Below are 25,575 nucleotides of genomic sequence, written 5' to 3' on the forward strand. Positions count from 1 at the left end.
CAAGCTACAAGCGGAACTCTGCCACCAGCGGCAGATGGTCCGACATGCGCCACCAGATGCGCCCTTGCGGCACATGCGCGCCCATGGGGGTCAGGCCGCGCACGTAGATGTGATCGAGCTGCACGATGGGCAAGCGCGCCGGGTAGGTGAACGCGCCATGCTCGAACTCCACCAACCCGATCTGCGCCAGCGCCATCTTGACCTGCAACCCCCAGTCGTTAAAGTCCCCCGCAACCACCAGCGGCGCGCCGGCCGGGACCTCGCGCTCAATGAAGGCACGCAAGCGCTGCACCTGGCGCACCCGACTGCCCGGGATCAACCCCAGGTGCACAACGATGGAGTGAACCGATCTGCCCCCGAGGTCGATCTCCACATGAAGCAATCCGCGCTGCTCGAAGCGGTGGTCGGAGATGTCCTCATGCTGGTGACCCAGCACCGGCCAGCGCGTCAGCAGTGCATTGCCATGCTCGCCATGTTTGGTGAAGGCGTTGGTGCGGTAGACAGCCTCATAGCCCTCAGGTGCCAGGTACTGCGCCTGGGGCACATCGGGCCAGCGATCAAAATAAGCTGCCTCGCTGCGGTTCAGGCTGCGCACCTCTTGCAGGCAGACAATGTCCGCGTCGAGCTGCTCTACCGCATGCCCGAGGTTGTGAATCTCCAGCCGGCGCGCCGGGCCAAAGCCCTGCACCCCTTTGTGGATGTTGTAGGTGGCAACACGCAGCAGCGACGGAGAATCCATGCGTCGATTGTGGCGCAGGCGCGAAACTCGCGGGTCCGACCCTATCGCCCGGCCTTTCCGCTGTATTTACACTTCGAAACGCCGAAACCCGCGCCGCGCCCAACACCTTCTCCATGGCTGCCCCCTCATCCAAAGCCACGCGTGAGTATGTCGCGCTGGTCGTCGACGCCAACGCCACCTCGCGCAGTATTCTGGCGGCGCAGCTTCGGGCGTATGGCATCAGCAGGGTGACGCAGTGCAACCGCATCCATGACGCGCGCAACCGCCTCGAGCACATGACCTTCGACTATGTGCTTTGCGAGCAATCGTTCAGCGATGGCGATAACGCCGGCCAGACCTTGCTGGACGATCTGCGGCGCGCAAAGCTGCTCCCTTTTTCCACGGTGTTCTTCATGGTCACGGGCGAGGCTTCGTACGCAAGCGTGGCCGAGGCTGCGGAATCGGCGCTGGACGGCTATTTGCTCAAACCGTTTGCACCATCTGCGCTGTTTGAACGGCTGCGCCTGGCGCGCAAACGCAAGGAGCATCTCAGCGCCATCTTTGAGGCCATTGAGGCAGACGACTTCGAACTGGCGGCCGGGTTGTGTGTGGAACGGTTTGTCCATCGCGGCCCGTACTGGCTGTACGCGGCACGCATCGGGACCGAGTTGCTGCTGCGCCTGGGGCGCCATGAGCAAGCGAAAAAAATGTTTGAAGCCGTCATTGCCGCTCGCGCCCTGCCCTGGGCCAAATTGGGGGTTGCACGTGCGCAGATCGAAGGCGGCCAGAACTTGCAAGCCGCCGCCACGCTGCAGGGCCTGATCGAAGAGGACGCAAGCTTTGCCGACGCCTATGACGTGCTCGGGCGCGCGCAGATCGAACAAGGCCAATTCGAGGCAGCGCTGGAAACCTACCGCCTGGCGGTGTCGCTCACCCCGGATTCACTGGTGCGTGTGCAAAAGCTCGGGCTGATGTCGTACTACCTGGGAGAGCGCGCCGCAGCGCGCAGCGCGCTCTCCCGCGCGGTGCAGCTGGGCATCGACTCCAAGCTATTCGATTTCCAATCGCTGGTGCTGTTTGCCTTCAGCTGCTTTGACGAAGGCGACACCAAGGGGCTGGATCGCTGCCGAGCCGACTTTGGACGTGCTCTCGAACGCCACAGCGACAGCCTGCGCATCAAGCGCTTCGCGCGTGTGACGGCCGCACTGCAGTCCATTGCGCAGCGCAAATTCTCGGACGCAGTGGATGCGGTGCGCGACATGGCACGCGACATCACACAACCCGATTTCGACTTCGAGGCGGCATGCAATCTGGTGGCGCTCATTGCGACGCTGGCCACCACCTCGATCGCGCTGGACGAAGCCGAGAGCTGGGTGCAAAAAATTGGCATGCGCTACGCCCACACGCGCGCTCTGGCACAGCTGCTTGGCAGCGCCTGCGGCTCGCATACCGGGTTTGCAGAGCAGCTCCGTGCCTGCCTTCCGGTCATCAACCAGCTGGCGGAACAAGCCGTTGCCCAAAGCCTAAAGGGAGGTGCCGCCGAGTCGGTGGAAATGCTTCTGGGGCACGCGGAAAGCAGCCGCAATACCAAACTGCTCGAACTGGCGCAGCAAGTGCTCACGCGCCATGGCCCGCAGATAGAAAACGCCACCCGACTGCAATCGCGCATCGACACCCTGCGTCCGCAGTGCGGCACGGCCCAGCCGCGGGCCTTGCTGGGGGGCGAGGGCGAACGTGCCCCTGGGGGACTCTCGCTGCGCGCGCGTGCACCTGCTGCAGCGCCGGCGACTGCGCCAGCACCCAACCCGGCAGCTACCGGTGCTGCGACTGGCTGAGGGCGGCAACGCGGGCTGGCAGTTCCCTGCACATCTGCGCGTTGGTTCTTGAGAAACACGCCTGCGCCGCATCCGCCCAAGGCAGCCAGCGCGCCGCCGAATGCTCGCGCGCGCTAAGCACCACAGGCGTACCGGCCGGTACGCACAGGCCAAAGACCCGTTCGCGGTTGCGCACTACCCCGTCCGCGTAGCGGTGCCGCCAGCGCGGCCAGATTTCGTATTCGTTCTCGTACTGCCAGTCAAGCAGCGCATGGCCAGGCGCCAGCGCGTTGATCCCGGTCTCCTCCGCCACCTCGCGAACCGCAGCATCATGGAAGGATTCTTCGGGGAAGTCCTTGGAGCCCGTAACCGACTGCCAATGGTCCGGCCAATCCGCGCGCGAGAGCAGCAGCACCTCCAGCGCAGGCGTGTGGATCACCACCAGCACCGACTCCGGTATCTTGAAAGCCTGAACGCCATCGACCCCCATCGTCTTCAGCCAAGCGCACCGTGCGCTGTGGGCACAGGCGGCGGAAGCGCTTTTGCCTGAAGCGCGCGCACCTGTACCACCAGTTGGTTGTGCGCGTCCAGAAACGCTGCAGCAATGACCTTTCCTTCGTTGGTATTGCTCCAGCCGGCCCCCGCAGCACCGCCGAGCTTGCCAAACACAAGCCCCCCAACGCCCAGGTCGGTGGTGCGCGCCGATCCTGTAGCCGCAGCCACCTGCTCGGTGGTTTCGTTGTCCGACAGCAGCAGCGCGGTCTGCGCCTCCTTGAACTTGACCTGCTCCATCAGCCCGGCCAGCCCGGCAATGTCACGCAGCACAGGAATCATGGCCACCACCCCTGCCAAGCCCCGCCCCGCGTCCTGCTCACTGAACGTGAGGCTGGGCGTCAGCGTGTACTGGGCCTCGTAGCCCTTGCCCCTGGCCACGGTGGAATTCGGCCGCAGAACACCCGACTCCTTCAGATCCTGCTCCTGGATCGTTCCGCGCAAGCCCGCATTGCGGTCCACCACCCGAAAGCAGCCGCTCTGCTGTGCCAGCAGCTTGATCAAGGGGACTGGCGACGCCGGCAACTGGTAGCCCGCCCCCATCGCATATCCGTTCGGATTTTCGGCCAGCGCCAGCGTGGCTACAGGCGCGTCACAGCGCAGCAGCTCACGCGCTGCGTTCTGCGCGCCCTGCGGGCCCGCAGACCCCGCCACCACCGAGCCGCCCTGGCCCAGTTCGGTTTTCTTTTCGCCGCAGGCGGCCAACACAGCCACCAGCGCGACGGCCAGCCAAGTCATTGCACGGGCTTGCATGTGTAAGGTGCTTCTTCCATCAAAAAAGCGGCAGGAACAAAACGCTCCTGCCGCTCTCGGGGTTCATCGATTCAAGCGCTCCCGTGGAACCGGTTCAATCCGTTCATGCCACCTTGACCGCATCCAGATTGCGCAAACGAATATGCAGCTCGCGCAGTTGCTTCTCGTCCACCGGCGACGGCGCCTGGGTCAGCAGGCACTGGGCGCGCTGCGTCTTGGGGAAGGCAATCACGTCGCGGATCGACTCGGCGCCGGTCATCATGGTGACGATGCGGTCCAGGCCAAAGGCCAGGCCCCCGTGCGGTGGCGCGCCGTATTGCAGGGCGTCGAGCAGGAAGCCGAATTTTTCCTGCGCTTCCTCGGGCGTGATCTTGAGCGCATCAAACACCTTGCGCTGCACGTCGGCGCGGTGGATACGCACCGAGCCGCCGCCCATCTCCCAGCCATTCAGGACCATGTCGTAGCCCTTGGAGATGCACTTTTCGGGCGCGCTGACCATGTAATCCTCGTGGCCGTCCTTGGGCGCCGTGAAGGGGTGGTGCACTGCGACCCAGCGGTTGTTCTCCTCGTCGTGCTCGAACATCGGGAAATCCACCACCCACAGGGGCGCCCAGCGGTCTTCGAACAAAGCGTTCTTCTTGCCAAACTCGCTGTGGCCGATCTTGATGCGCAGCGCGCCAATGGCGTCATTGACAATTTTTGCCTTGTCGGCGCCGAAGAACAGCAGGTCGCCATCCTGCGCGCCGGTGCGCTGCAGGATTTCGGCAATCGCCGCGTCGTGAATGTTCTTGACGATGGGCGATTGCAGACCCTCGCGCCCCTTGGCCAGGTCGTTGACCTTGATGTAGGCCAGGCCCTTGGCACCGTAAATCTTGACGAACTCGGTGTAGCCGTCAATTTCGCCGCGCGAGAGCCCGCCGGTCTCACGTGCGCCGCCGGGCACGCGCAGCGCGACGACACGGCCGTTCTTCATGTTGGCAGCGCCCGAGAACACCTTGAAATCGACGTCTTTCATGACGTCGGTGAGTTCAGTGAATTCGAGCTTCACGCGCAGGTCGGGTTTGTCGGAGCCGAACCGCTTCGCTGCTTCCTGGTAGGTCATGACCGGGAAGTCGCCCAGGTCCACGCCCAGCGTGTTCTGGAACACCGTCTTGATCATCTCCTGCGTCAGGTCGCGGATGTCCTGCTCTTCCATGAACGAGGTTTCAATATCGATCTGGGTGAACTCGGGCTGGCGGTCGGCGCGCAAATCTTCGTCGCGGAAGCACTTGGTGATCTGGTAGTAGCGGTCGAACCCGGCCACCATCAGCAACTGCTTGAACAGCTGGGGCGACTGCGGCAATGCAAAGAAATGGCCGTCGTGCACGCGGCTGGGCACCAGGTAGTCGCGCGCACCCTCGGGCGTGCTCTTGGTGAGCATGGGGGTTTCGATGTCGACAAACCCGTGCGTGTCCAGAAACTTGCGCACTTCCATGCTGACGCGGTAGCGCAGCATGAGGTTGTTCTGCATGTAGGGGCGGCGCAGGTCGAGCACGCGGTGCGTCAGGCGCGTGGTCTCTGACAGGTTCTCTTCGTCCAGCTGGAACGGCGGCGTCACCGACGCGTTGAGCACCGTCAGCTCGTGGCACAGCACCTCGATCTTGCCGCTCTTGAGGCCCTCGTTCACGGTGCCTGCCGGGCGCTCGCGCACCAGGCCTTTGACCTGCACGCAGAACTCGTTGCGCACGTCTTCGGCGGTGGCAAACATGTCGGCGCGGTCGGGGTCGCAGACCACCTGCACATAGCCCTCGCGGTCGCGCAGATCGATAAAGATCACGCCGCCATGGTCGCGGCGGCGGTTCACCCAACCTGCAAGGGTGACGGTTTGGCCCAGCAGGGCTTCGGTCACAAGACCGCAATAGTGGGAACGCATGGCCATGGCAAAACTTCCGGCGCCCGGTCGAGCGCGTTGAAAAAATCAGGCGGGCGAGGACGCAGCCGCTTCGTGCGGCACGACGACACCCATGGAGACGATGTAGCGCAAGGCAGCATCCACGCCCATATCGAGCTCGATGCAGTCGCTCCTGCGCAGCATGACGAAATAGCCGCCCGTGGGGTTGGGCGTGGTGGGCACATACACGCTGACGTAGTCGTCCTGCAGCAGGGCCGCCACCTCACCACCGGGCGCGCCGGTGATGAAAGCCACAGTCCACACGCCCTCGCGCGGCCACTGCACCAGCACTGCAGTGCGAAAGGCGTTGCCACCTTCGGAAAACAAGGTATCGGAGACCTGCTTGACGCTGGAATAAATCGAGCGCACCACCGGAATGCGGCTGACCAGGCGGTCGCCCCACTGCACCAGCTTGCGGCCGGCGAAATTGCTGGTCATGGCCCCGACAGCGAGCAGGATGCCCAGCGTCAGCACGACGCCAAAGCCCGGAATGTGAAACCCCAGCAGTCGGTCGGGGTGCCAGGCGGTGGGCAGAATCAGCAGCGTCTGGTCGAGCAGGCCCACCAGCCAGTTGAGCACGGCCAGAGTGATTGCCCCAGGGACGATCACCAGAAGACCAGTAAACAGCCAATTGCGCAGCGCAGTCATGGGATGGGAAGAGAAGAGCAGCCTAGTCAGCGCCTGCAGTACCGACAGCAGGCGCTGGCGCGGCGCTTGCAACTGGCGCGGCTTTGGTGGGGATGGGCGCAGCGCCCTCAGCTGCGGCAGGTGCAGCGGCCTCGCTGCCCTTGTCGGCAGCAGCCGGTGTCGGTCCACCCTTGAAATCGGTGGCGTACCAGCCTGAGCCCTTGAGCTGGAAGCCCGCAGCGGTCAGCTGCTTGGCGAAAGTCTCCGCGCCGCATGCCGGGCACACGGTCAAAACCGGGTCTGACATTTTCTGCAGCACGTCGCGCGCGTGGCCGCAGGCGCTGCATTTGTAGGCGTAAATTGGCATGGGGAGGCGCTTCAGAAGTGCACAAGTGCAAAGCCCTCAATTATAGGCGGCGCCTCAGATTTCAAGCCCCCCAGCCACTTAGCTCTTTGGGGCGAGCACGACATCGGGCGTGCTGTCGGGAGCTACTGAGCCCTTGTAATGGTGTACATGGTCTTTGTGGTCGGGCAGAAACTGCGGCGCCAGCGACCCCCCGACCATACCCACCAGCGCGGCCAGCAGCCCGGCGAGCTGCTGCGGAAAGGCCTCGGACAGCACCGGGCTGGCGACAAACAGCAGCCACACGCCAATCCCCATGGAGATCGCCAGCAACGCCCCCTGGGACGTCGCCCGCTTCCAGTACAGGCCAAAGACCAGCGGAACAAACGCCCCGACCAACGGCACCTGGTAGGCGCCAGACACCAGTTCGTAGATGGAGCTGCCTTCCATGGTGATCGAATACACCAGCACGCACATCGTGAAAACGAACACCGAAATGCGCATCGCCTTGAGCGTGGTGGCGTCGCTCATGCCGGGGCGCAGGTTGCGCAGAATGTTCTCGACGAAGGATGTCGAAGGCGCCAGCAGCGTCGCCGAAGCCGTGGACATGATGGCCGAGAGCAGCGCACCGAAAAACGCGATCTGCAAGGCCAGCGGCATGTGCTCGAGCACCAGCGTCGGCAACACCTTCTGCGGATCGTCGCCCAGCAGCGCGAGCGTCTTCTCTGGCATGACAAACACCGCCGACGTCACCACAAACATCGGCACCAGCGCAAACACGATGTACAGCATGCCGCCAATCACCGGGCCGCGAGTGGCCACCTTCACGTTCTTGGACGACATGACGCGCTGGAACACATCCTGCTGCGGAATCGAGCCCAGCATCATGGTGATCGCGGCAGCAAAGAAGAACAGCCAGTCCTTGAGCAGGCCGCTGGTGGGAAACAGCTGGAATTTGCGCTCGCTCGCAGCGTACTCAATCACCTTGCCGGCTCCGCCCGCCATGTCGGCGGCAAACCAGGCGATCAACACCAGGCCAATGGTGATGACGATCATCTGCACAAAATCCGTCATGGCCACCGACCACATGCCACCGAACAGCGTATAGACCAGCACGATCAGCGTGCCGAGCACCATGCCCGTGGTGACACTCACGACGCCGTGCGTCAGCAGGTTGAACACCAGCCCCAGCGCGGTGACCTGCGCGCCCACCCAGCCCAGGTAGCTGAAGATGATGATGGCCGAGCACAGCACCTCAATCGTGCGACCAAAGCGCAGCCGGTAGTAGTCGCCAATCGTGATCAGGTTCTTCTGGTACAGGCGGTAGGCAAAGAACAGCCCCACCAGAATCAGGCACATGCCGGCGCCAAATGGGTCTTCGATGACGCCGTGCAAGCCTTCCTTGACGAACTGGCCCGACACGCCCAGCACGGTCTCCGAGCCAAACCAGGTGGCAAAGGTGGTGGCGATCACCACCGCCATGGGCAAACTTCGCCCGGCCACTGCGTAGTCCGCCGTGTTGCGCACGCGCGTAGATGCGTACAAACCGATGCCGATCGAAACCAGCAGGTACAGAACAATGAACGAGATGAGCATGGCGCCGCAGCCTCCTGGGTTCAGGGTTGACCAAAAAATCAGCTGCGGATTATGGGTCCACCCCGGCCATTTCTGCGTTCGGCGCGGGGCGTAGCGCCGGTTCGTGGTTCAAGCGTCGCGCATTGGCCACAGGCTGGCACCCGCCAGCCTAACGAAACACCGCCACCCGAACAATCGCCTGCACCACGATCAGGCCCAAGACAAACCCAATACCGCAATAGATGATGATCTGCAGCAAGCGGTTGGTGTGCCGCTGCTCGCGCAGCAGGGCCAGCAGCTCACGTTGCTGGACATCGTTCGAGCGGCGCTGCAGACTGTCGTGCAGCAGACGCGGCAATGCGGGTAGAAACTGGGCAAAGTGCGGCGCTTCGGCGCGCAGTTCGCGCAGAAAGCGCTGCGGACCCACTTGCTCGAGCATCCAGGTTTCGAGAAACGGCTTGGCCGTGCTCCACAGATCGAGTTCGGGATCGAGCTGGCGCCCGAGTCCTTCAATGTTGAGCAGCGTTTTTTGCAAGAGCACGAGCTGCGGTTGAATCTCCACCTGAAAGCGCCGCGAGGTCTGGAACAAGCGCATCAGCACCATGCCGAGTGAAATTTCCTTGAGCGGCCGATCGAAATACGGCTCGCACACGGTGCGAATGGCGCCTTCAAGGTCATTGACGCGCGTACTCGCCGGCACCCAGCCGCTCTCCACGTGCAGCTCTGCCACACGCTTGTAGTCGCGCCGGAAAAAGGCGGCAAAATTCTGCGCCAGATATTCCTTGTCCGACTCCGTCAGCGTGCCAACGATGCCGAAATCGAGTGAGATGTAGCGCCCGAACGTAGCGGGATCCAGGCTCACCTGAATGTTGCCGGGGTGCATGTCGGCGTGAAAGAAGCCGTCCCGGAAGACCTGGGTGAAAAAGATCGTGACACCGTCGCGGGCCAATTTGGGGATATCGACTCCGGCGTCGCGCAGGCGCTGCACCTGGCTGATGGGCACGCCGTTCATGCGCTCCATCACCATCACCTCGGGGTGGCAGAAATCCCAAAAAATGCTGGGAATCTCCACCAGGCCCAGACCTTCCATGTTGCGCCGCAGTTGCGCGGCGTTGGCCGCCTCGCGCACCAGATCGAGTTCGTCGTGCAGGTAGTTGTCGAACTCGGCCACCACCTCGCGTGGCTTGAGGCGCTTGCCATCGGCCGAGAGGCTCTCCACCCAACCGGCCATCATGCGCATCAGGCTCAGGTCTTTTTCAATGACCTCCAGCATGCCCGGCCGCAGCACCTTGACCGCGACTTCGTGCAGCGTACCGTCGCGCGCGCGCAGCGTGGCGAAGTGCACCTGCGCAATCGACGCGCTGGCCACGGGCACCCGATCAAAACTGACAAAGACTTCGTCTACCGGGCGCCGGAACGCCCGCTCAATGGTGGCAATGGCGATGTCGCTGCCAAAAGGTGGCACCCGGTCCTGCAGCAATGCCAATTCATCGGCGATGTCGGGCGGCAGAAGGTCGCGCCGCGTCGAGAGCACTTGCCCAAACTTGACAAAGATCGGCCCCAGACGCTCCAGGGCTTCCCGCAGCCGCTGGCCGCGCGGCGCACGCAGATCGCGCCCGATCGAGACGATCCGCGCCAGCAGGCGCAACCAAGGCTTCTGGAAGCTGGTGAGAACCAGGCCGTCGAGCCCGTAGCGCAGCGCCACCCAGACAATGGCGGCGCCACGGAAAAACCGCTTCATGGCAGGGGGCCGGTGCCCGACCAGGGCGCCACGGCGTTCGCTCCGCGCGCGCTACCGCTGCGCACAAAGCCGCGCAGCGCCTGCGCAGCGCTGCGTGCCACGCTGGCCAGCGTGTGCGCCGGCACATCGCCGATCACGCGCGCCATATCGTCTTCGATGTCCCAGCGCAGGTTGTCCGCCAGCCACTGCAGGTCGCTTGCAAAATCGACAGCCCCGTCAATGCGTACCGGTGGGCGCTCGCCGCGCAGTGCGGACTGCGCCAGGCCCAGGGGCGAGGTTTCGGTGACTTCAAAATGCAGGTCGGGTGTGGCCGAGGGTGCGGCCAGGTCGAACAAACCGGCCGGCGTGACCTGCAACGCCACGAAAAACTGGCGCCACTGCACGCGCACCACGCGGCCGCTGCGCGGCACCAGGCGCTCGGTAGCAACGCGCTCCTGCATCAGCACATGGTTGATCAGCAGCACCAGGCGCTGCTGTGCCTCCTGCACCAGCCATTGTGGGGGCTGCGGCCCCTGCGCAATGCGCTCGAAAACGCCGTCGAGAACGGAAAAGGGAGACTGTGTGGCCATAGCCGCCGATTATGGCAACAGTGTCGGCGGTGGTGGCGCCCCGCGCCACCACGCGCGCGCCTTATTGCAGCGCCTGAACGCCGGCCACCAGCCAGCCGCTTGCGCCGCTGCTGGGTTTGGTCATGTTCCAGACCTCGCGGAAAGGGCTTGGGCCGGCCGAGGGCTCTTCGCGGATCATTCCGGAGAATTCCACGCTGGCCATGTAGGCGCCATCCAGCTCTTCGATACCCAAAAGCTGGGCCTCAAGCATGACCACATCGGTGTGGTTGGGCTGGGCGCCACGGTGGTCTTCACGCTCGGTAAGCTGACCGCGAATTTCGTCGACCATGCTGTCGGTCATCATCGAGCGCAGGGTAGCGATGTCAGAGCGATCCCAGGCAGATTGCAGCGTGATGAAGTTGCGCTTGGCAGCTTCCAGAAAACCCGCCGTGTCAAAGCCTTCGGGCACGCCCCAGTTTTGCGATCCCGCCAACGCCGAGCCAATGATTGAACCATTGCTGCTGGCCGCATTGCGCTGAGCGTCAAACGCCAGGCTGCTGCGTTCCCACGGCCGCGCCGATGCATCGTTGCCCACCTTGTCGGGGCTGTATTCGCGGGCCAGTGGTGCATTGGCCGGAGCCGCGCCCCCCGCACCCTGAAAGGCAAAAGGCGACGCAGCGCTCTTGCTGCGCGAGCGCAGCATGCGAAACAGCGCAAACGCCGCCAGGCCAAACAGCAGAAGCATCAGCACCTGGCCAAAACCGGCGCCCAGACCCAGCGAACTGGCCAGCCAGGCCAAGCCCAGACCGGCAGCCAGACCGCCCAGCATGGCGCCCCAGGGCCGCTTGGGTGCGGCGGCGGCTGGCGGCGTGCCTGGGCGGGCCGCAGCAGCGTTCTGAGCCGGCGCACCGGGCGCTGCCGCCGGCGGGGTCGCCTGGCGCTGCGTCACGTTGCTCGACTGGCGACCAAAGGACTTGCCGCCCCCCATGCGCCGGGCTTCTGCCTCGGAAAACGACAGGAGCAGCATCAGGGCCATCAAGACCGGGAGGAATTTCTTCATGGCAATCTCCTTAAAGCGCGTACATATCAACATTTGATTCCGACATGCAGGGCAACCACGCCGGCTGTCATGTTGTGGCAATCGACATGGCCAAACCCGGCCTTGTGCATCAGTGCTTTGAGCGCCTGCTGATCCGGGTGCATGCGGATGGATTCGGCCAGATATCTGTAACTGTCGGCATCGCCCGCTACCAACTGCCCAATGCGCGGCAGGATGTTGAAGGAGTACCAGTCGTACACCTTGGCCAGCGGCTTCGCCACCTTGGAAAACTCGAGCACCAGGAGCTTGCCGCCCGGCTTGAGAACGCGGCACATCTCGGCCAGGGCCAAGTCCTTGTGCGTCATGTTGCGCAGACCAAAGGCCACGCTGACCAGATCGAAATGTCCGTCGGGGAACGGCAGTTGCTCGGCGTCGCAGACGGTGGTCGGCAGGACCACCCCGGCGTCAATCAGGCGGTCGCGCCCGGTGCGCAGCATGGCTTCGTTGATGTCGGTATGCACCACCTGGCCGCGCTCGCCCACCTTCTTGGAAAAGGCCAGCGCCAGATCGCCCGTGCCGCCCGCAATATCCAGCACGCGCTGGCCCTCCTGCAGGTTGGCGACCAGCACCGTGTACGCCTTCCAGGCGCGGTGCAGGCCACCCGACATCAAATCGTTCATCACGTCGTAGCGGGGCGCAACCGAATCAAAAACGCCGCGCACGCGGCGCGCCTTGTCGCGCTCGTCGACCGACTGGAAACCAAAATGCGTGGTACTCATGGGGTGAATGCTAGCTGCTTGTGTGACAACCCTTTAAATACGTGGGATATCAGACATTTAAGCCAAACAACGCTCTAGCGCTTACGAATACTACGCCAACAGCTACCAAATCAATAGTGCAACAGTGGCAAATCTGCCACCATTCCAATGGAATCAGTGCCCACCGCAGCCGTGCGTGGTCTTGCTTTTGGTCTTGCTCACGCCTTTGGGGGCCATGGAGGCGTCGCGGTCCACCCCGGCAGCGGCCAGCCGGGCCTCGTAATCCGCCCACAGTTCGGCCTGGCGCGCACCGAGTTCGTAGAGGTAGTCCCAGGAAAAAATTCCGCTGTCGTGGCCATCAGAGAAAGTCGGCTGCACGGCGTAATTGCCTACCGGCGCCAGTGCCGACAAAATCACCTCACGCTTGCCGGTCTGCAGCACCTCCTGCCCATGGCCATGGCCCATGACCTCAGCCGAGGGCGAGTACACGCGCATCAGCTCGAACGGCAGGCGAAAGCGCGCGCCGTCGGAAAACACCACCTCCAACACGCGCGACTGGCCGTGAACAGTGATGGATTCGGGCGTGGGGGCGCCGGGTTTGAGGCCTGCCATGGGTTTGCCTTTGACGAAAACGTTGAATAATGGAAGATTGTCCCACTGGCTTTTGACCACAGCTGGAGGCGGGCCTTCAGACGCCTCAGCATGTCGCAATCTTGCATCCACGCAACCCGACTGCGGCCTGGCAGCGCGGCACCGATGAGCGCCCATCGGTCGGCTAGGCGCGTGCGCGCCACGCTGCCATCAGCCTCTGCCTGTTGGCGAATTTCGTGCGCAACAAAGAGGTTCCATGAAAGCTTCGCAATCGTCCAGCAAGCAGCCAGCATCTGAGTCAGTGAACGAGAAAGGCACTGCGCCTGCAGACTGGCGCTTTGAGGCGCTGTGCAGAATCCGCGCGCTGATCCAGGAGGCTGACCCCCACATCGTGGAGGAGGTGAAGTGGAGAAAGCCCTCGAATGCAATGCGGGGCGTGCCTGTCTGGTCGCATGGCGGAATCATCTGCACCGGCGAAACCTACAAAGACAAGCTCAAACTGACGTTCGCAAAAGGCGCCTCTCTGCGCGACCCAGCGAGCCTCTTCAATGCCAGCATGGAGGGAAGCACTCGGCGCGCAATCGACATTTTCGAGGGCGTTGAGGTAGAGGCCACCGCATTCAAGGCCCTCATCCGTGCTGCGGTGGAACTCAATGCATCGCTCAAGAAGACAAAATCAGGACGGGTTTCGTAAGCTGAAAGGGCTCCGGCAGCGCTTGAGGGCACAGCGCCAAGAAAGTAGCATTGCGTCATGATCCCTGTCCTTCTGGCCTGCGCATTGCTTGGTCTTTCAGGCTTGCACTTCTACTGGGCTGCCGGTGGCCTATGGGCGAAGCGGCTGGCCATTCCAGAGATCGAGGGAAAACCTGCTTTCACACCCTCGCGCTTGCTGACAACGGTCGTGGCCGTAGCCTTGGCATGCGCCGCCGGCATCGCCATCCTTCGAGGATTCTTTCTTTTCTCGTCGTTTCCTGGCTCACCTGCCCACTGGGCCAGCATTGGCATTGGTGTGCTCTTCGTCCTGCGGGCGATAGGCGATTTCCGGCTGGTGGGTTTCTTCAAACGCATTCGTGGAACCGACTTTGCCCTGTGGGACAGTTGGCTGTATTGCCCCGCCTGCCTGCTCATCGCGAGCGCATTTTTTGCTGTCGCTGCGTCTTGAACAGATTTTGCGCCGCTCTGCCCGTTACTTCTCTTGGGGCGTTTCGCCCTTGGCCAGATACCCCCGTATCTGTGCGTTGACCACGTCAAGGAGTGCGCCGACTGCAGCTTCCCTGTCATGGTCTCTGGGGCGCTGCGGCTCGCCCCAGATGGCATTCGGGAAATGCGTGTCCCAGTCAAACCGTGCAATCACGTGCCAGTGCAAGTGCGGCACCTGGTTGCCCAGGGCGGCGAGGTTGACCTTGGCGGGCTTAAGGTGCTCGATGAGTGAGCGCTCGACGCAGACCACTGCGCCCATGCATTCGGCGCGTTCTTCGGGCGAGAGCGCGGAGAGTTCGGCGACATGCGCGTTCCAGATGACACGGTAGTAGCCTGGGAAGCCGTCCTCCTCGACATGCACCACCCGCAGCTTGTCGCTGCGCCATACCAGGTCGCCGCCATCCTGCGCGCACAGCGCACAGCCAAAAGACGATTTGCTCATACCAACACCCTTTCGATACCGCCACTGTTGGCGCGCTGCACGTACTCGGGCAGCCAGTTCTCGCCCAGAATTTGTTTGGCCATTTCAATCACGATGTAGTCGGCCTCCAGCAGGCCGTTCTGGAGGTCGTCTTCGTAGCGCTTGAGGCCTTGCAGGCAACTCGGGCAGCTGGTGAGAATCTTCACGTTGGCCTGCGGTGCCACGCTGCCACTGGCGCGCAGCGCTGCCTCGCCCTTCTTGATTTCTTCTTCCTTGCGAAAGCGCACCTGCGTGGAAATGTCGGGGCGCGTGACGCCCAGCGTGCCGGACTCGCCGCAGCAGCGATCACTCTTCATCACGTTGTCGCCCACCAGCGCGCGCACCGTTTTCATCGAGTCGCCCAGCTTCATGGGGTTGTGGCAGGGCTCGTGGTACAGGTAGCCGCCCTGCCCGCCGGGCAAGGTGATGCCCTTTTCCAGCAGGTATTCGTGGATGTCGATGATGCGGCTGCCGGGGAAGATTTTGTCGAACTGGTAGCCCTGCAGCTGGTCGTAGCAGGTGCCGCAACTGACCACCACGGTTTTGATGTCCAGGTAGTTCAGCGTCGTCGCCACGCGGTGGAACAGCACCCGGTTGTCGGTGATCATCTTCTCGGCCTTGTCGAACTGGCCGCTGCCGCGCTGCGGGTAGCCGCAGCACAGGTAGCCGGGCGGCAGCACCGTCTGCACACCGGCGTGCCAGAGCATGGCCTGCGTGGCCAGACCCACCTGGCTGAACAGCCGCTCGGAGCCGCAACCGGGAAAGTAGAACACCGCCTCGCTGCTGGCCGTGGTGGACTGCGGGTCGCGGATGATGGGGACGTAGTCCTTGTCTTCGATGTCGAGCAGCGCGCGCGCCGTCTTGTTCGGCAGGCCGCCGGGCAGCTTCTTGTTGATGAAGTGAATCACCTGCTCTTTGATGGGCGCCGCTCCCACGGTGGCCGGAGGGTGCGCGGTCTGCTTGCGGCTCACCTTGCGCAGCAGATCGACGGCCATGCGCTGCACCTTGAAGCCCACGCCCACCATGCCGGCGCGCAGCAGCTTGATTTTCTCGGGGCTGGTGGCGTTGAGCATGGTCATGGCCAGCGCGTTGCCGGGGCGCCAGCTCTTCTTGCCCATCTTGCGCAGCAGGTTGCGCATGTTCATCGTCACGTCGCCAAAGTCGATCTTCACCGGGCACGGCGAAAGGCATTTGTGGCAGACGGTGCAGTGATCCGCCACGTCTTCAAACTCCTGCCAATGCCGGATGCTGACACCGCGGCGCGTCTGCTCTTCGTACAAAAAGGCCTCGACCAGCAGCGAGGTGGCGAGGATTTTGTTGCGCGGCGAGTAGAGCAGGTTGGCGCGCGGCACATGCGTGGCGCAGACCGGTTTGCACTTGCCGCAGCGCAGACAGTCCTTGACCGAATCGGCAATGGCGCCAATGTCGCTCTGCTGCATGATCAGCGATTCGTGCCCCATCAGGCCAAAGCTCGGGGTGTAGGCGTGCGTCAGGTCGGCAAAGCGAACATTTGATGCCAAATCGGCCTCTAGCGCTTGTCCTGATTGCGTTAGCAGCTCTTTATTTCGTAGCAACTTGCCCTTGTTGAACCGGCCCTGCGGGTCCACACGCTGCTTGTAGTCGGCAAAGGGTGCGAGTTCTTCGTCGCTCAGGTATTCGAGCTTGGTGATGCCGATGCCGTGCTCGCCCGAAATCACCCCGCCCAGGCTGCGCGCCAGCCGCATGATGCGCCCCACGGCGGCGTGCGCGGTCTGCAGCATGGCGTAGTCGTCACTGTTGACCGGGATGTTGGTGTGCACGTTGCCATCGCCGGCGTGCATGTGCAAAGCCACCCAGACGCGGCCCTTGAGCACGCGCTGGTGAATGGTGACGCATTCGAGCAGCAGCGGTGCGAGCGCGTCGCCGGCAAAAATGCCGCGCAGGGGCGCGAGGATTTGCGTTTTCCAGCTGGCGCGCAGACTATGGTCTTGCAACTGCGGGAACAGCACATCGGCATCCCGTAGCCAGGCGGCCCACAAGGTACGCGCTTGCTGCACCACATCCAGCGCCTCGTTCACGCGCTCCTGCAGCATTTCTGGCGACAGCGCGTCGCCCGACTCAAAGCCTGCCGTGCCCAGCGGCAGCTTGCCGCGGGCAAAGAAGTCTTCCAGCGCATCGCACAGCGCCAGCTTGTTCTGCAGCGACAACTCGATGTTGATGCGCTCGATGCCGTCGGTGTACTCGGCCATGCGCGGCAGCGGAATCACCACGTCTTCGTTGATCTTGAAGGCGTTGGTGTGGCGGCTGATGGCCGCGGTGCGCTTGCGGTCGGCCCAGAACTTCTTGCGCGCATCCGGGCTGATGGCAATGAAGCCTTCGCCGCTGCGCGAGTTGGCAATGCGCACCACTTCGCTGGTGACGCGGGCCACGGCATCCTGATCGTCGCCGGCAATGTCACCAAACAGCACCATCTTGGGCAAACCGGGCCGCTTGGATTTGGTGGCGTAGCCCACCGCCTTGAGGTAGCGGTCGTCCAGATGCTCCAGACCCGCCAGCACCACGCCTGAGCGCTTTTGCTCGGCGAACATGAAGTCCTTGATCTCGACGATGCTGGGCACGGCATCCTTGGCATTGCCGAAAAATTCCAGGCACACGGTGCGCGTGTGCGCCGGCATGCGGTGCACGATCCAGCGGCAGCTGGTAATCAAGCCGTCGCAACCTTCTTTCTGGATTCCCGGCAGGCCCGAGAGGAACTTGTCGGTCACGTCCTTGCCCAGGCCTTCGGTGCGAAAGCGCTTGCCGGGGATGTCGAGCCGGTCGCTGCGCACGCGCGTCTTGCCGTCGGCTTCAAAGTATTCGAGCTCGAAGCTGGCCATTTCCGCGTCGTGGATCTTGCCCAGGTTGTGGCCCACACGCGTCACTTCGAGCCACTGCGCGTCCGGCGTCACCATGCGCCAGCTGGCCAGGTTGTCCAGCGCCGTGCCCCACAGCACCGCCTTCTTGCCGCCGGCGTTCATGGCCACGTTACCGCCCACGCATGACGCTTCGGCGCTGGTCGGGTCCACGGCAAACACATAGCCTGCGGCGTCGGCCGCGTCGGCGACGCGCTGGGTGACAACCCCCGCCTCGGTCCAGACCGTGGCCACTTCACCCTCAACGCCGGGCAGCTTGCGCATCTCGACGGCCGTCATGGCTTCGAGCTTTTCGGTGTTGATGACGGCGCTCTTGTCGGTCAGCGGAATCGCGCCGCCGGTGTAGCCGGTGCCGCCGCCGCGCGCAATGATGGTCAGGCCCAGTTCAATGCAGCCCTTGACCAGGCCGGCCATTTCGGCTTCGGTGTCGGGGGTCAGCACAACAAACGGGTATTCGACGCGCCAGTCGGTTGCGTCGGTCACATGGCTGACGCGCGAGAGCGCGTCGAACTTGATGTTGTCCTTGGCGGTCAGGCGCGAGAGCGTGCGGCGCGCTTCGCGGCGCAGCTGCGCGGTGGCGTCAAACGAGGCGTCGAAACGCCGCACGGCAGCCGTGGCTGCGCCCAGCAGCTGGCCCACCAGTGCGTCGCGCTCGGGCGCCACGTCGGGCTGGCGGCGCTTGTGCACTTCGCCCAGACGGTGGTCGAGCGCCTGCACCAGCTGCTTGCGCCGCTCGCGGCTGCCCAGCAGGTCGTCCTGCAGATAAGGGTTGCGCTGCACCACCCAGATATCACCCAGCACCTCATAGAGCATGCGCGCCGAGCGGCCGGTGTCGCGTTCCTGGCGCAGTTGCAACAGCGTGTCCCAGGCGCGGCTGCCCAGCAGGCGGATGACGATCTCGCGGTCGGAGAAGCTGGTGTAGTTGTAGGGAATTTCGCGCAGGCGCAGAGGCTGAGCGGGTTGCGCCATCAAGGTGGCCAACGCGGTGGGAGCATTCATTCGTGGGAACCTGGGGTGGGTGGGCGGCCTGGGGCACACAGGCGCCCGGGAACCCGCGATTTTAGAGACGCTGCGCCGGTTGGCGCCTTCTGCGCTTCACCCCCCTTTAGAGTCAGCTCTCGGCGCGCCCTCGTCCGGAGCTTCAGAACAGCACGCGGCAGCGCAGCGTATTGGGCACCTGCTGGAGCTTTTGCAGTGCCAGCTCGGACGATGCGGCGTCGATATCCATCACCACATAGCCGATAGCGGCGTTCGTCTGCAGATACTGGGCGGCCACGTTGATGTGGTTCTCGGCAAAGACGCGGTTGATCTCGGACATCACGCCCGGCACATTGCGGTGCACGTGCAGGATGCGGTGCGTGCCCTTTTGCGCCGGCAGTGCCACTTCAGGAAAGTTGACCGAACTGATCGAAGTTCCGTTGTCGCTGTAGCGCACCAGCTTTTCCGCCACCTCGACGCCAATATTGGCCTGCGCCTCCAGGGTGGAGCCACCGATATGCGGGGTGAGAATGACGTTGTCCAAGCCGCGCAGAGGGCTGACGAATTCATCCTTGTTGCTGCGGGGCTCCACCGGAAACACGTCCACCGCTGCGCCCAGCAGGCGGCCAGCGCGTACCGCCTCGGCCAGGGGCTCGATTTCCACGACCGTCCCGCGTGCGGCGTTGATGAAGACCGCGCCGGGCTTCATGGCAGCGATTTCTGCGGCGCCAATCATCCATTTGGTGGATGGCAACTCGGGCACATGCAGGCTGATGACGTCGCTCGCACCGAGCAGTTCGGTCAGCCCAGCGGCCTGGCGCGCGTTGCCCAGCGGCAGCTTGGCAATCACGTCGTGGAAGATCACGTGCATGCCGAGCGACTCGGCCAACACCGAGAGCTGCGAGCCAATCGCGCCGTAGCCGACGATGCCCAGCGTCTTGCCGCGCGTCTCGAACGCTTTGTCGGCCGACTTGAGCCAGCCGCCCCGGTGCGCGGCTGCGTTGCGCGCCGGAATGCCGCGCAGCAACAAAATGGCCTCGGCCAGCACCAGTTCGGCCACCGAGCGGGTGTTGGAATACGGCGCGTTGAACACCGCAATGCCGCGCTCGCGCGCTGCGTTCAAGTCCACCTGGTTGGTTCCGATGCAGAAGCACCCGATGGCGACAAGTTTGTGGGCATGCTCCAGCACCTCGGCCGTCAGCTGGGTGCGCGAGCGAATGCCGATGAAATGCACGTCGCGAATTCGCTCAATCAGCTGGTCCTGCGGCAAGGCACCCGACACTGCGTCGATCTGCTCGTAGCCGGCTCTGCGCAGCACCTCTAGCGCCGAAGGGTGCAGGCCTTCGAGCAACAGGAATTTGATCTTGCTTTTATCAAGGGAGGTGGGGGCAACAGCGCTCATGGGTCAACGGGTCAGGCCGGCAAGTGAAAAGAAGCCGGAACCGTACCATGTTGCGGCGCAACATCCAAGCCGTTGAACGGCTGGCACTACCTGCATCCAGGGAATATGCGAGACACGCGTACGGGGTTAACCCGCTTATTCCAACAAGCAAACGCTGGTTAAAAAGCTCTATGGTGCTGGGTTGCGACACACAGTGGTCACAAAAACAAGCCAGGATCAGCGTTTTCACTTCAGCAAGGAGTCCATTTCATGAAATACCGATCGCTCGCCGCCTGCGCCGCCTTGGCCGCCATGGCCAGCACTACAGCCCAGGCACAGACCGAGATTCAATGGTGGCACGCGATGAGCGGGCCGCTGGGCGAGTGGGTCAACGATCTGGCCAAACAGTACAACGCCAGCCAGACCGAATACAAAGTCGTGCCCACCTTCAAGGGCACCTACGACGAGAACATGACCGCCGCCATTGCCGCGTTCCGCGCCGGCAATGCACCGGACATCCTGCAGGTGTACGAAGTGGGAACGGCCACCATGATGGCAGCCAAAACGGCCATCGTGCCTGTGGGCGAAGTGATGAAGCAGGCCAAGGTCAAATTCGACCCCAAGGCCTACATTCCTGCGGTTGCGGGCTACTACACTGCGCCCAATGGGCAGATGTTGAGCTTCCCGTTCAACAGCTCGACGACGATCTTTTACTACAACAAGGACAAGTTCAAGGCGGCCGGTCTCGACCCCGAGAAAGCGCCCACCACCTGGCCCGAAGTCGTTGCAGCGGCCGCCAAGCTCAAGGCCAATGGCGAAAAATGCCCGTTCACTACCAGCTGGATCAGCTGGACGCAGCTGGAGAGTTTCTCCACCTGGCACAACACCTTGTTTGCCACCAAAAACAATGGCTTTGGCGGCACGGATGCGCGTTTGGCGTTCAACTCACCGCTGCACCTGCGCCACTTCGACAATTTGTCCAACATGGCCAAGCAGGGTCTGTTCGTCTACAAGGGCCGCGCCAACGCGGCGGACGTCTCGTTCCCCTCGGGTGAATGCGCCATGATCACCGGCTCGTCGGGTCTGTACGCCCGCGTCAGCAAGGAAGCCAAGTTCGCCTACGGCATCAGCCAGCTGCCTTACTACCCCGACGTGGAAGGTGCGCCGCAAAACACCATCATCGGCGGCGCCAGCCTGTGGGTGATGTCGGGCAAGCCACCAGCGCACTACAAGGGAGTGGCGGACTTCTTCTCGTTCCTCTCGAATGCCGAAGTGCAGTCCGCCAGCCACAAGCGCACCGGCTACCTGCCCATTACCATGGCGGCTTTCGAGTTGACCGAAAAATCGGGCTTCTACAAGGAAAAGCCTGGTACCGACGTCGCTGTGACGCAGATGATCCGCAAGACCACCGACAAGTCGCGCGGCATCCGCCTGGGCAACTTCAACCAGATCCGCACCATCATTGACGAGGAAACCGAGCAAATCTGGGCCGGCAAGAAGAGCGCCAAAGAAGCACTGGACACCGCCATCCAGCGCGGCAACGAGCAGCTCGAACGCTTCCAGAAGGCCAACAAGTCCTAAGCCAGTGGGCGTTCGCGCCCGCTTCCACCCTTTGCGACCCGCCGCACTGCAAGCCGCAGCACGGCGGGTCGCTGCATTGACACCGGATTCATGGAAAAACGCGTCCTTTTTCGCTCAAGCTGGCTGCCATGGGCGTTGCTGACCCCTCAGTTGGCGGTGATCATCGTGTTCTTTTTCTGGCCCGCCAGCCAGGCCCTGGTTCAGTCGCTGCAGGTGCAAGATCCGTTCGGCACCTCCGTCGAATGGGTGGGAATGCAGAATTTCCGCCAGTTGTTCAGCGATTCGGCCTATCTGGAATCGTTCAAGACCACGGCCTGGTTCTCGCTGCTGGTGGCTACGCTGGGCATCAGCATCTCGTTGATTCTGGCCGTTTTTGCCGATCGCGTCGTGCGCGGGGCCATGGTCTACAAGACCTTTTTGATTCTTCCGTACGCCGTCGCTCCTGCGGTCGCCGGCGTGCTCTGGCTGTTCATGTTTTCGCCGACGCTGGGTGTGGTGGCCTACGCGCTGGAGCATGTCGGCATTCACTGGAACCATTTGCTCAACTCGACGCACGCACTGACGCTGATCGTCATGGCGGCCGTGTGGAAGCAAATTTCCTACAACTTCCTGTTTTTCCTGGCGGGCTTGCAATCCATTCCCAAATCGCTCATCGAAGCTGCATCGATGGACGGCGCGGGCCCATGGCGGCGCTTCTGGAGCATCCAGTTCCCATTGCTCACGCCAACCACCTTCTTCCTCTTGGTGATCAACATGGTGTACGCCTTCTTTGACACCTTTGCCATCGTGGACGCCACGACGCAAGGTGGTCCAGGGCGCGATACGGCCATCCTGGTCTACAAGGTGTATTACGACGGCTTCAAGGCACTGGACCTGGGCGGCTCGGCCGCGCAGTCGGTGGTGCTGATGGTCATCGTCATTGCGCTCACCGTGGTGCAGTTTCGCTACGTCGAAAAGAAAGTGAACTATTGACTCCCCCCAACGTGACTTCGCGCCTTCCCCAAAGGGGACACCACCAGCGGCCTGGCAAAGCCAGTTCTGCGGTGGTGCTGGTAGTGCAGCGCGCTCCGAAAATAGTGGTCACAGCCTTGGCCCACAACAATGAAACCCCCCCATGGTTGAACGTAACCCCCTTTTAGATGTGATCTCGCACGCCGTGATGTGGCTGGGCGTGGCCATCGTCGCCTTTCCGCTGTACCTGGCGTTTGTCGCTTCCAGCCACACAGCGCAGGACATCGTGCAGGCACCCATGCCTTTGCTGCCCGGCGGCAATCTGTGGGAAACCTACAAGACCGCGCTCTTCGGGGGCGGGGATGGCGCCGGCTCCACCGCACCCGTGGCCCGCATGATGTGGGTCAGTTTTGTCACGGCCATGGTCATTACCGTGGGCAAGATCTCCATCTCGCTGTTGTCGGCGTTTGCGGTGGTGTACTTCCGCTTCCCGTTCAAGATGCTCTGCTTCTGGGCCATCTTCGTGACCTTGATGCTGCCCGTCGAAGTGCGCATCGGCCCGACCTACCAGGTGGTGTCCGACCTGGGCATGCTCAACAGCTACGCGGGCCTGACCGTGCCGCTGATTGCCTCGGCGACGGCCACCTTCCTGTTCCGGCAGTTTTTCCTGACCGTGCCCGACGAGCTGGTGGAAGCGGCACGCATGGACGGCGCGGGCCCCATGCGCTTCTTCAAGGACGTACTGGTACCGCTGTCGAGCACCTCGATCGCCGCGCTGTTCGTCATCCAGTTCATCTACGGCTGGAACCAGTATCTGTGGCCGCTGCTGGCCACCACCAGCGAAGACATGTACCCGGTGGTGATCGGCATCAAACGCATGATTGCCGGGGGCGACGCCGCGAATGACTGGAACATCGTCATGGCCACCGCGATTCTTGCCATGCTGCCGCCGGCCTTTGTCGTCGTGCTCATGCAGAAGTGGTTCGTCAAGGGCTTGGTCGATACCGAAAAATAATGGTCAAATTGGCCTCTAGCGCTTATTAATAAAGCGCAAGCAGCTTCAAAATAGATAGCAAAATGGCATCCATCACTCTGCGCAATATCGTCAAACGCTACGGCATCGGGCCCAAGGCCAACCAGGTCATTCACGGCGTCAATGCCGAAATCCAGGACCGCGAATTTGTCGTCATCGTCGGACCATCAGGCTGTGGCAAATCCACGCTCCTGCGCATGGTCGCGGGGCTGGAGGAAGTGACCGGCGGCGAAATTCTCATTGGCGACAAGGTGGTGAACAACCTGGAACCCGCCAAACGCGACATCGCCATGGTGTTCCAGAACTACGCGCTGTACCCGCACATGAGCGTGTTCGACAACATGGCCTACGGCCTCAAGATCGCCAAGGTGCCAAAGGACGAAATCAAGACCCGCGTGGACAAGGCGGCGAAAATCCTGGAGCTGGGTCACCTGCTCGAGAGAAAGCCGCGCGAACTCTCCGGGGGCCAGCGCCAGCGCGTTGCCATGGGCCGCGCCATCGTACGCCAGCCCCAGGTGTTTTTGTTTGACGAACCGCTCTCCAACCTGGACGCCAAGCTGCGCGCGCAGACCCGGCTGGAGATCCAGAAGCTGCACCGCGAGCTGGGCATCACCAGCCTGTTTGTCACGCACGACCAGATCGAAGCGATGACGCTGGCCCAGCGCATGATCGTCATGAACGCCGGCAACATGGAACAGTTCGGCACGCCCGAAGAGGTGTATCACCGCCCGGCAAGCACCTTCGTTGCCAGCTTTATCGGCTCGCCGCCAATGAACCTTCTTGAGCGCGCGCCGGGCGTGCGCCCCGGCACGCTTCTGGGCATCCGGCCCGAGCACTTGGACGTCACTCCCGAAGGCGGCTGGGATCTGGAAGTCGATACCGTGGAACTGCTGGGCGCAGAGCGCCTGATCTACGGTCGCCTCAATGGCGAAGGGCTGATTGTGCGCGTGGAAGAAGGCAGCCACGCACCCGCGCCCGGAAGCCACATTCATGTGACGCCACGCGCCGGCCGCGTCCACGCTTTCGACGCCGCCAGCGGCAAGCGCATTCCAGACCCAACTCCATGACTGCTCTGCCCACTTGGCCCTACCCGCGCTGGATCGCCCACCGAGGCGCCGGCAAACTGGCCCCCGAAAACACCTTGGCGGCCTTTCGCCTGGGCGCGCAGTACGGCTACCGCATGTTCGAGTGCGACGCCAAGCTGAGCGCCGACGGCCTGCCCTTCCTGCTGCACGACAGCACGCTGGAGCGCACCACCAACGGCAGCGGTATGGCGGGCGAGCAAGACTACGCCCAGCTTGCGCAATACGACGCCGGCAGCTGGCTGGGGCGGGCCTGGGCCGGCGAGCCCCTGCCCACGCTGGAAAACGTGGCGCGCTTCTGCCTAGCCAACCATCTGCATCTGAACATCGAGATCAAGCCCACACCTGGGCAAGAGGAAGAAACCGGCCGCGTGGTGGCCGAACACGCCGAGCGGTTCTGGAGAGATGCGGCCTGCGCGCCGCTGCTCTCGTCTTTCCGCCCCGAATCGCTAGCGCAAGCCCGGGATGCAGCGCCCAAACTGCCCCGTGCCCTGCTGCTCGACAGCCTGAGGGAAGGCTGCTTCGACCAGGCCCAGGAGCTCGGTTGTGTGGCACTGATCTGCCGTTACACGCTTTGGGACGCTGCGCTCGTGGCGCAGGCGCACGCCCAGGGACTGCGCGCGCTGAGCTACACGGTCAACGACACCACGGCGGCCGATGCGCTGCTGGCACTGGGCACCGACGGCATCATCACCGACCGCGTGGATCTGTTCAGCCCAGCAGCCTGAAGTGCAGGACGATCAGCGGCGCCAGCCGCGCTGCAGCAGCCACTGGCAGCTCGCGCACGCCAGCACCAAGGCGGCATAGGTCAGCATCTTGCCGTCGCGCCCGAGCAGCACCAGCCCCCCAGAAGCACGCACGTGCCAACGCCTGCCTGCGCCAGCCACTGCAGCCACCAGCGCGGCGCAGCGGCGGGCCGGCCCAGCACCAGCCGCGCGGGCAGCCACAGCAACAGCGGCACGGCCAGCGCAGGGGCAAGAAAGTTGAGCAGATGGTTCAGGGCCGACAAAAAGTCCATAAAAATGACGC

General features: G+C 63.1%; 23 protein-coding genes and 1 pseudogene. 8 read left to right on the plus strand and 16 right to left on the minus strand.

All coding sequences use genetic code 11. From position 1 onward, the window contains the following. Positions 1-4 precede the first annotated feature (4 nt). Complete coding sequence (locus C6571_RS03790; protein ID WP_106445508.1) at positions 5-739, minus strand: endonuclease/exonuclease/phosphatase family protein; 735 nt, start codon at positions 737-739, stop codon at positions 5-7. A 113-nt stretch (positions 740-852) separates the two neighbouring features. On the opposite strand from C6571_RS03790, the gene C6571_RS03795 reads away from it, so the two are divergent. After that, positions 853-2,553 carry a response regulator gene (locus C6571_RS03795; RefSeq protein WP_106445509.1) on the plus strand — a complete coding sequence of 567 codons (1,701 nt, stop codon included), beginning with the start codon at positions 853-855 and terminating at the stop codon, positions 2,551-2,553. Here C6571_RS03795 and nudB read toward each other — a convergent pair. The 11 genes from nudB to C6571_RS03850 all read right to left on the minus strand — a co-directional run bounded on the left by nudB (position 2,531) and on the right by C6571_RS03850 (position 13,010). Further along, the gene (gene nudB, locus C6571_RS03800; RefSeq protein WP_106445510.1) at positions 2,531-3,022 is read right to left on the minus strand and encodes a dihydroneopterin triphosphate diphosphatase; all 492 of its coding nucleotides are present in this window, start codon (positions 3,020-3,022) and stop codon (positions 2,531-2,533) included. The two genes, C6571_RS03795 and nudB, sit on opposite strands and share 23 nt — an antisense overlap. A 5-nt stretch (positions 3,023-3,027) precedes the next feature. Next, positions 3,028-3,837: a CsgG/HfaB family protein gene (locus C6571_RS03805; RefSeq protein ID WP_106445511.1), complete on the minus strand. Its 810-nt coding sequence runs from the start codon at positions 3,835-3,837 to the stop codon at positions 3,028-3,030. Positions 3,838-3,940: 103 nt separating this feature from the next. Then, on the minus strand, positions 3,941-5,755 hold the full coding sequence (gene aspS / locus C6571_RS03810) for an aspartate--tRNA ligase (RefSeq protein ID WP_106445512.1): 1,815 nt from the start codon (positions 5,753-5,755) through the stop codon (positions 3,941-3,943). A gap of 39 nt (positions 5,756-5,794) precedes the next feature. Then, positions 5,795-6,415 carry a DUF502 domain-containing protein gene (locus C6571_RS03815; protein ID WP_106445513.1) on the minus strand — a complete coding sequence of 207 codons (621 nt, stop codon included), beginning with the start codon at positions 6,413-6,415 and terminating at the stop codon, positions 5,795-5,797. A gap of 22 nt (positions 6,416-6,437) precedes the next feature. Continuing rightward, positions 6,438-6,761, minus strand: a complete 324-nt coding sequence (locus C6571_RS03820) for an FmdB family zinc ribbon protein (protein ID WP_106445514.1) — start codon at positions 6,759-6,761, stop codon at positions 6,438-6,440. Between the two features lie 78 nt (positions 6,762-6,839). Continuing rightward, positions 6,840-8,333 carry a high affinity choline transporter 1 gene (locus C6571_RS03825; RefSeq protein WP_106445515.1) on the minus strand — a complete coding sequence of 498 codons (1,494 nt, stop codon included), beginning with the start codon at positions 8,331-8,333 and terminating at the stop codon, positions 6,840-6,842. A 148-nt stretch (positions 8,334-8,481) separates the two neighbouring features. Then, positions 8,482-10,053, minus strand: a complete 1,572-nt coding sequence (gene ubiB / locus C6571_RS03830) for a ubiquinone biosynthesis regulatory protein kinase UbiB (RefSeq protein ID WP_106445516.1) — start codon at positions 10,051-10,053, stop codon at positions 8,482-8,484. Next, entirely contained in the window at positions 10,050-10,622 is a 573-nt protein-coding gene (locus tag C6571_RS03835) for a hypothetical protein (protein ID WP_106445517.1), read from the minus strand. Before C6571_RS03835 ends, ubiB begins: the two co-directional genes overlap by 4 nt. 61 nt (positions 10,623-10,683) lie before the next feature. Then, a complete protein-coding gene (locus C6571_RS03840) occupies positions 10,684-11,661 on the minus strand; it encodes a Tim44 domain-containing protein (RefSeq protein WP_106445518.1) in 978 nt (325 codons plus the stop codon). Between the two features lie 26 nt (positions 11,662-11,687). Beyond that, a complete protein-coding gene (gene ubiE / locus C6571_RS03845) occupies positions 11,688-12,419 on the minus strand; it encodes a bifunctional demethylmenaquinone methyltransferase/2-methoxy-6-polyprenyl-1,4-benzoquinol methylase UbiE (RefSeq protein WP_106445519.1) in 732 nt (243 codons plus the stop codon). A gap of 153 nt (positions 12,420-12,572) precedes the next feature. Then, a complete protein-coding gene (locus C6571_RS03850; RefSeq protein WP_106445520.1) occupies positions 12,573-13,010 on the minus strand; it encodes a gamma-butyrobetaine hydroxylase family protein in 438 nt (145 codons plus the stop codon). Positions 13,011-13,245: 235 nt separating this feature from the next. Here C6571_RS03850 and C6571_RS03855 point away from each other — a divergent pair, with 235 nt between their 5' ends. After that, positions 13,246-13,683 (plus strand): DUF1801 domain-containing protein, encoded by a 438-nt coding sequence (locus tag C6571_RS03855; protein ID WP_106445521.1) that lies wholly within the window; start codon positions 13,246-13,248, stop codon positions 13,681-13,683. A 57-nt stretch (positions 13,684-13,740) separates the two neighbouring features. Beyond that, entirely contained in the window at positions 13,741-14,151 is a 411-nt protein-coding gene (locus C6571_RS03860) for a DUF3995 domain-containing protein (RefSeq protein ID WP_106445522.1), read from the plus strand. Positions 14,152-14,175: 24 nt separating this feature from the next. Here the strand turns inward: C6571_RS03860 and C6571_RS03865 are convergent, their stop codons facing one another. From C6571_RS03865 to serA, 3 genes are all read right to left on the minus strand, one after another. Continuing rightward, positions 14,176-14,631 carry an HIT family protein gene (locus C6571_RS03865; RefSeq protein WP_106445523.1) on the minus strand — a complete coding sequence of 152 codons (456 nt, stop codon included), beginning with the start codon at positions 14,629-14,631 and terminating at the stop codon, positions 14,176-14,178. Continuing rightward, a complete protein-coding gene (locus C6571_RS03870) occupies positions 14,628-18,539 on the minus strand; it encodes a DUF3683 domain-containing protein (protein WP_106445524.1) in 3,912 nt (1,303 codons plus the stop codon). Before C6571_RS03870 ends, C6571_RS03865 begins: the two co-directional genes overlap by 4 nt. Before the next feature lie 142 nt (positions 18,540-18,681). Then, complete coding sequence (gene serA / locus C6571_RS03875; protein ID WP_106445525.1) at positions 18,682-19,920, minus strand: phosphoglycerate dehydrogenase; 1,239 nt, start codon at positions 19,918-19,920, stop codon at positions 18,682-18,684. A gap of 249 nt (positions 19,921-20,169) precedes the next feature. Here serA and ugpB point away from each other — a divergent pair, with 249 nt between their 5' ends. From ugpB to ugpQ, 5 genes are all read left to right on the plus strand, one after another. After that, on the plus strand, positions 20,170-21,480 hold the full coding sequence (gene ugpB, locus C6571_RS03880; RefSeq protein WP_106445526.1) for a sn-glycerol-3-phosphate ABC transporter substrate-binding protein UgpB: 1,311 nt from the start codon (positions 20,170-20,172) through the stop codon (positions 21,478-21,480). Positions 21,481-21,570: 90 nt separating this feature from the next. Beyond that, positions 21,571-22,452, plus strand: a complete 882-nt coding sequence (gene ugpA / locus C6571_RS03885; RefSeq protein ID WP_106445527.1) for a sn-glycerol-3-phosphate ABC transporter permease UgpA — start codon at positions 21,571-21,573, stop codon at positions 22,450-22,452. Positions 22,453-22,594: 142 nt separating this feature from the next. Next, entirely contained in the window at positions 22,595-23,446 is an 852-nt protein-coding gene (gene ugpE, locus C6571_RS03890) for a sn-glycerol-3-phosphate ABC transporter permease UgpE (RefSeq protein WP_106445528.1), read from the plus strand. 62 nt (positions 23,447-23,508) lie between these two features. Beyond that, on the plus strand, positions 23,509-24,531 hold the full coding sequence (locus tag C6571_RS03895; RefSeq protein WP_106445529.1) for a sn-glycerol-3-phosphate import ATP-binding protein UgpC: 1,023 nt from the start codon (positions 23,509-23,511) through the stop codon (positions 24,529-24,531). Continuing rightward, positions 24,528-25,274: a glycerophosphodiester phosphodiesterase gene (gene ugpQ / locus C6571_RS03900; protein ID WP_106445530.1), complete on the plus strand. Its 747-nt coding sequence runs from the start codon at positions 24,528-24,530 to the stop codon at positions 25,272-25,274. The genes C6571_RS03895 and ugpQ overlap by 4 nt, the downstream gene beginning before the upstream one ends. Positions 25,275-25,286: 12 nt before the next feature. On the opposite strand, the pseudogene C6571_RS03905 reads toward ugpQ, so the two are convergent. Further along, positions 25,287-25,564 (minus strand): annotated as a pseudogene (locus C6571_RS03905) (hypothetical protein). Positions 25,565-25,575 lie beyond the last annotated feature (11 nt).

The organism is Simplicispira suum (assembly GCF_003008595.1).
Lineage (GTDB): Bacteria > Pseudomonadota > Gammaproteobacteria > Burkholderiales > Burkholderiaceae_C > Simplicispira > Simplicispira suum.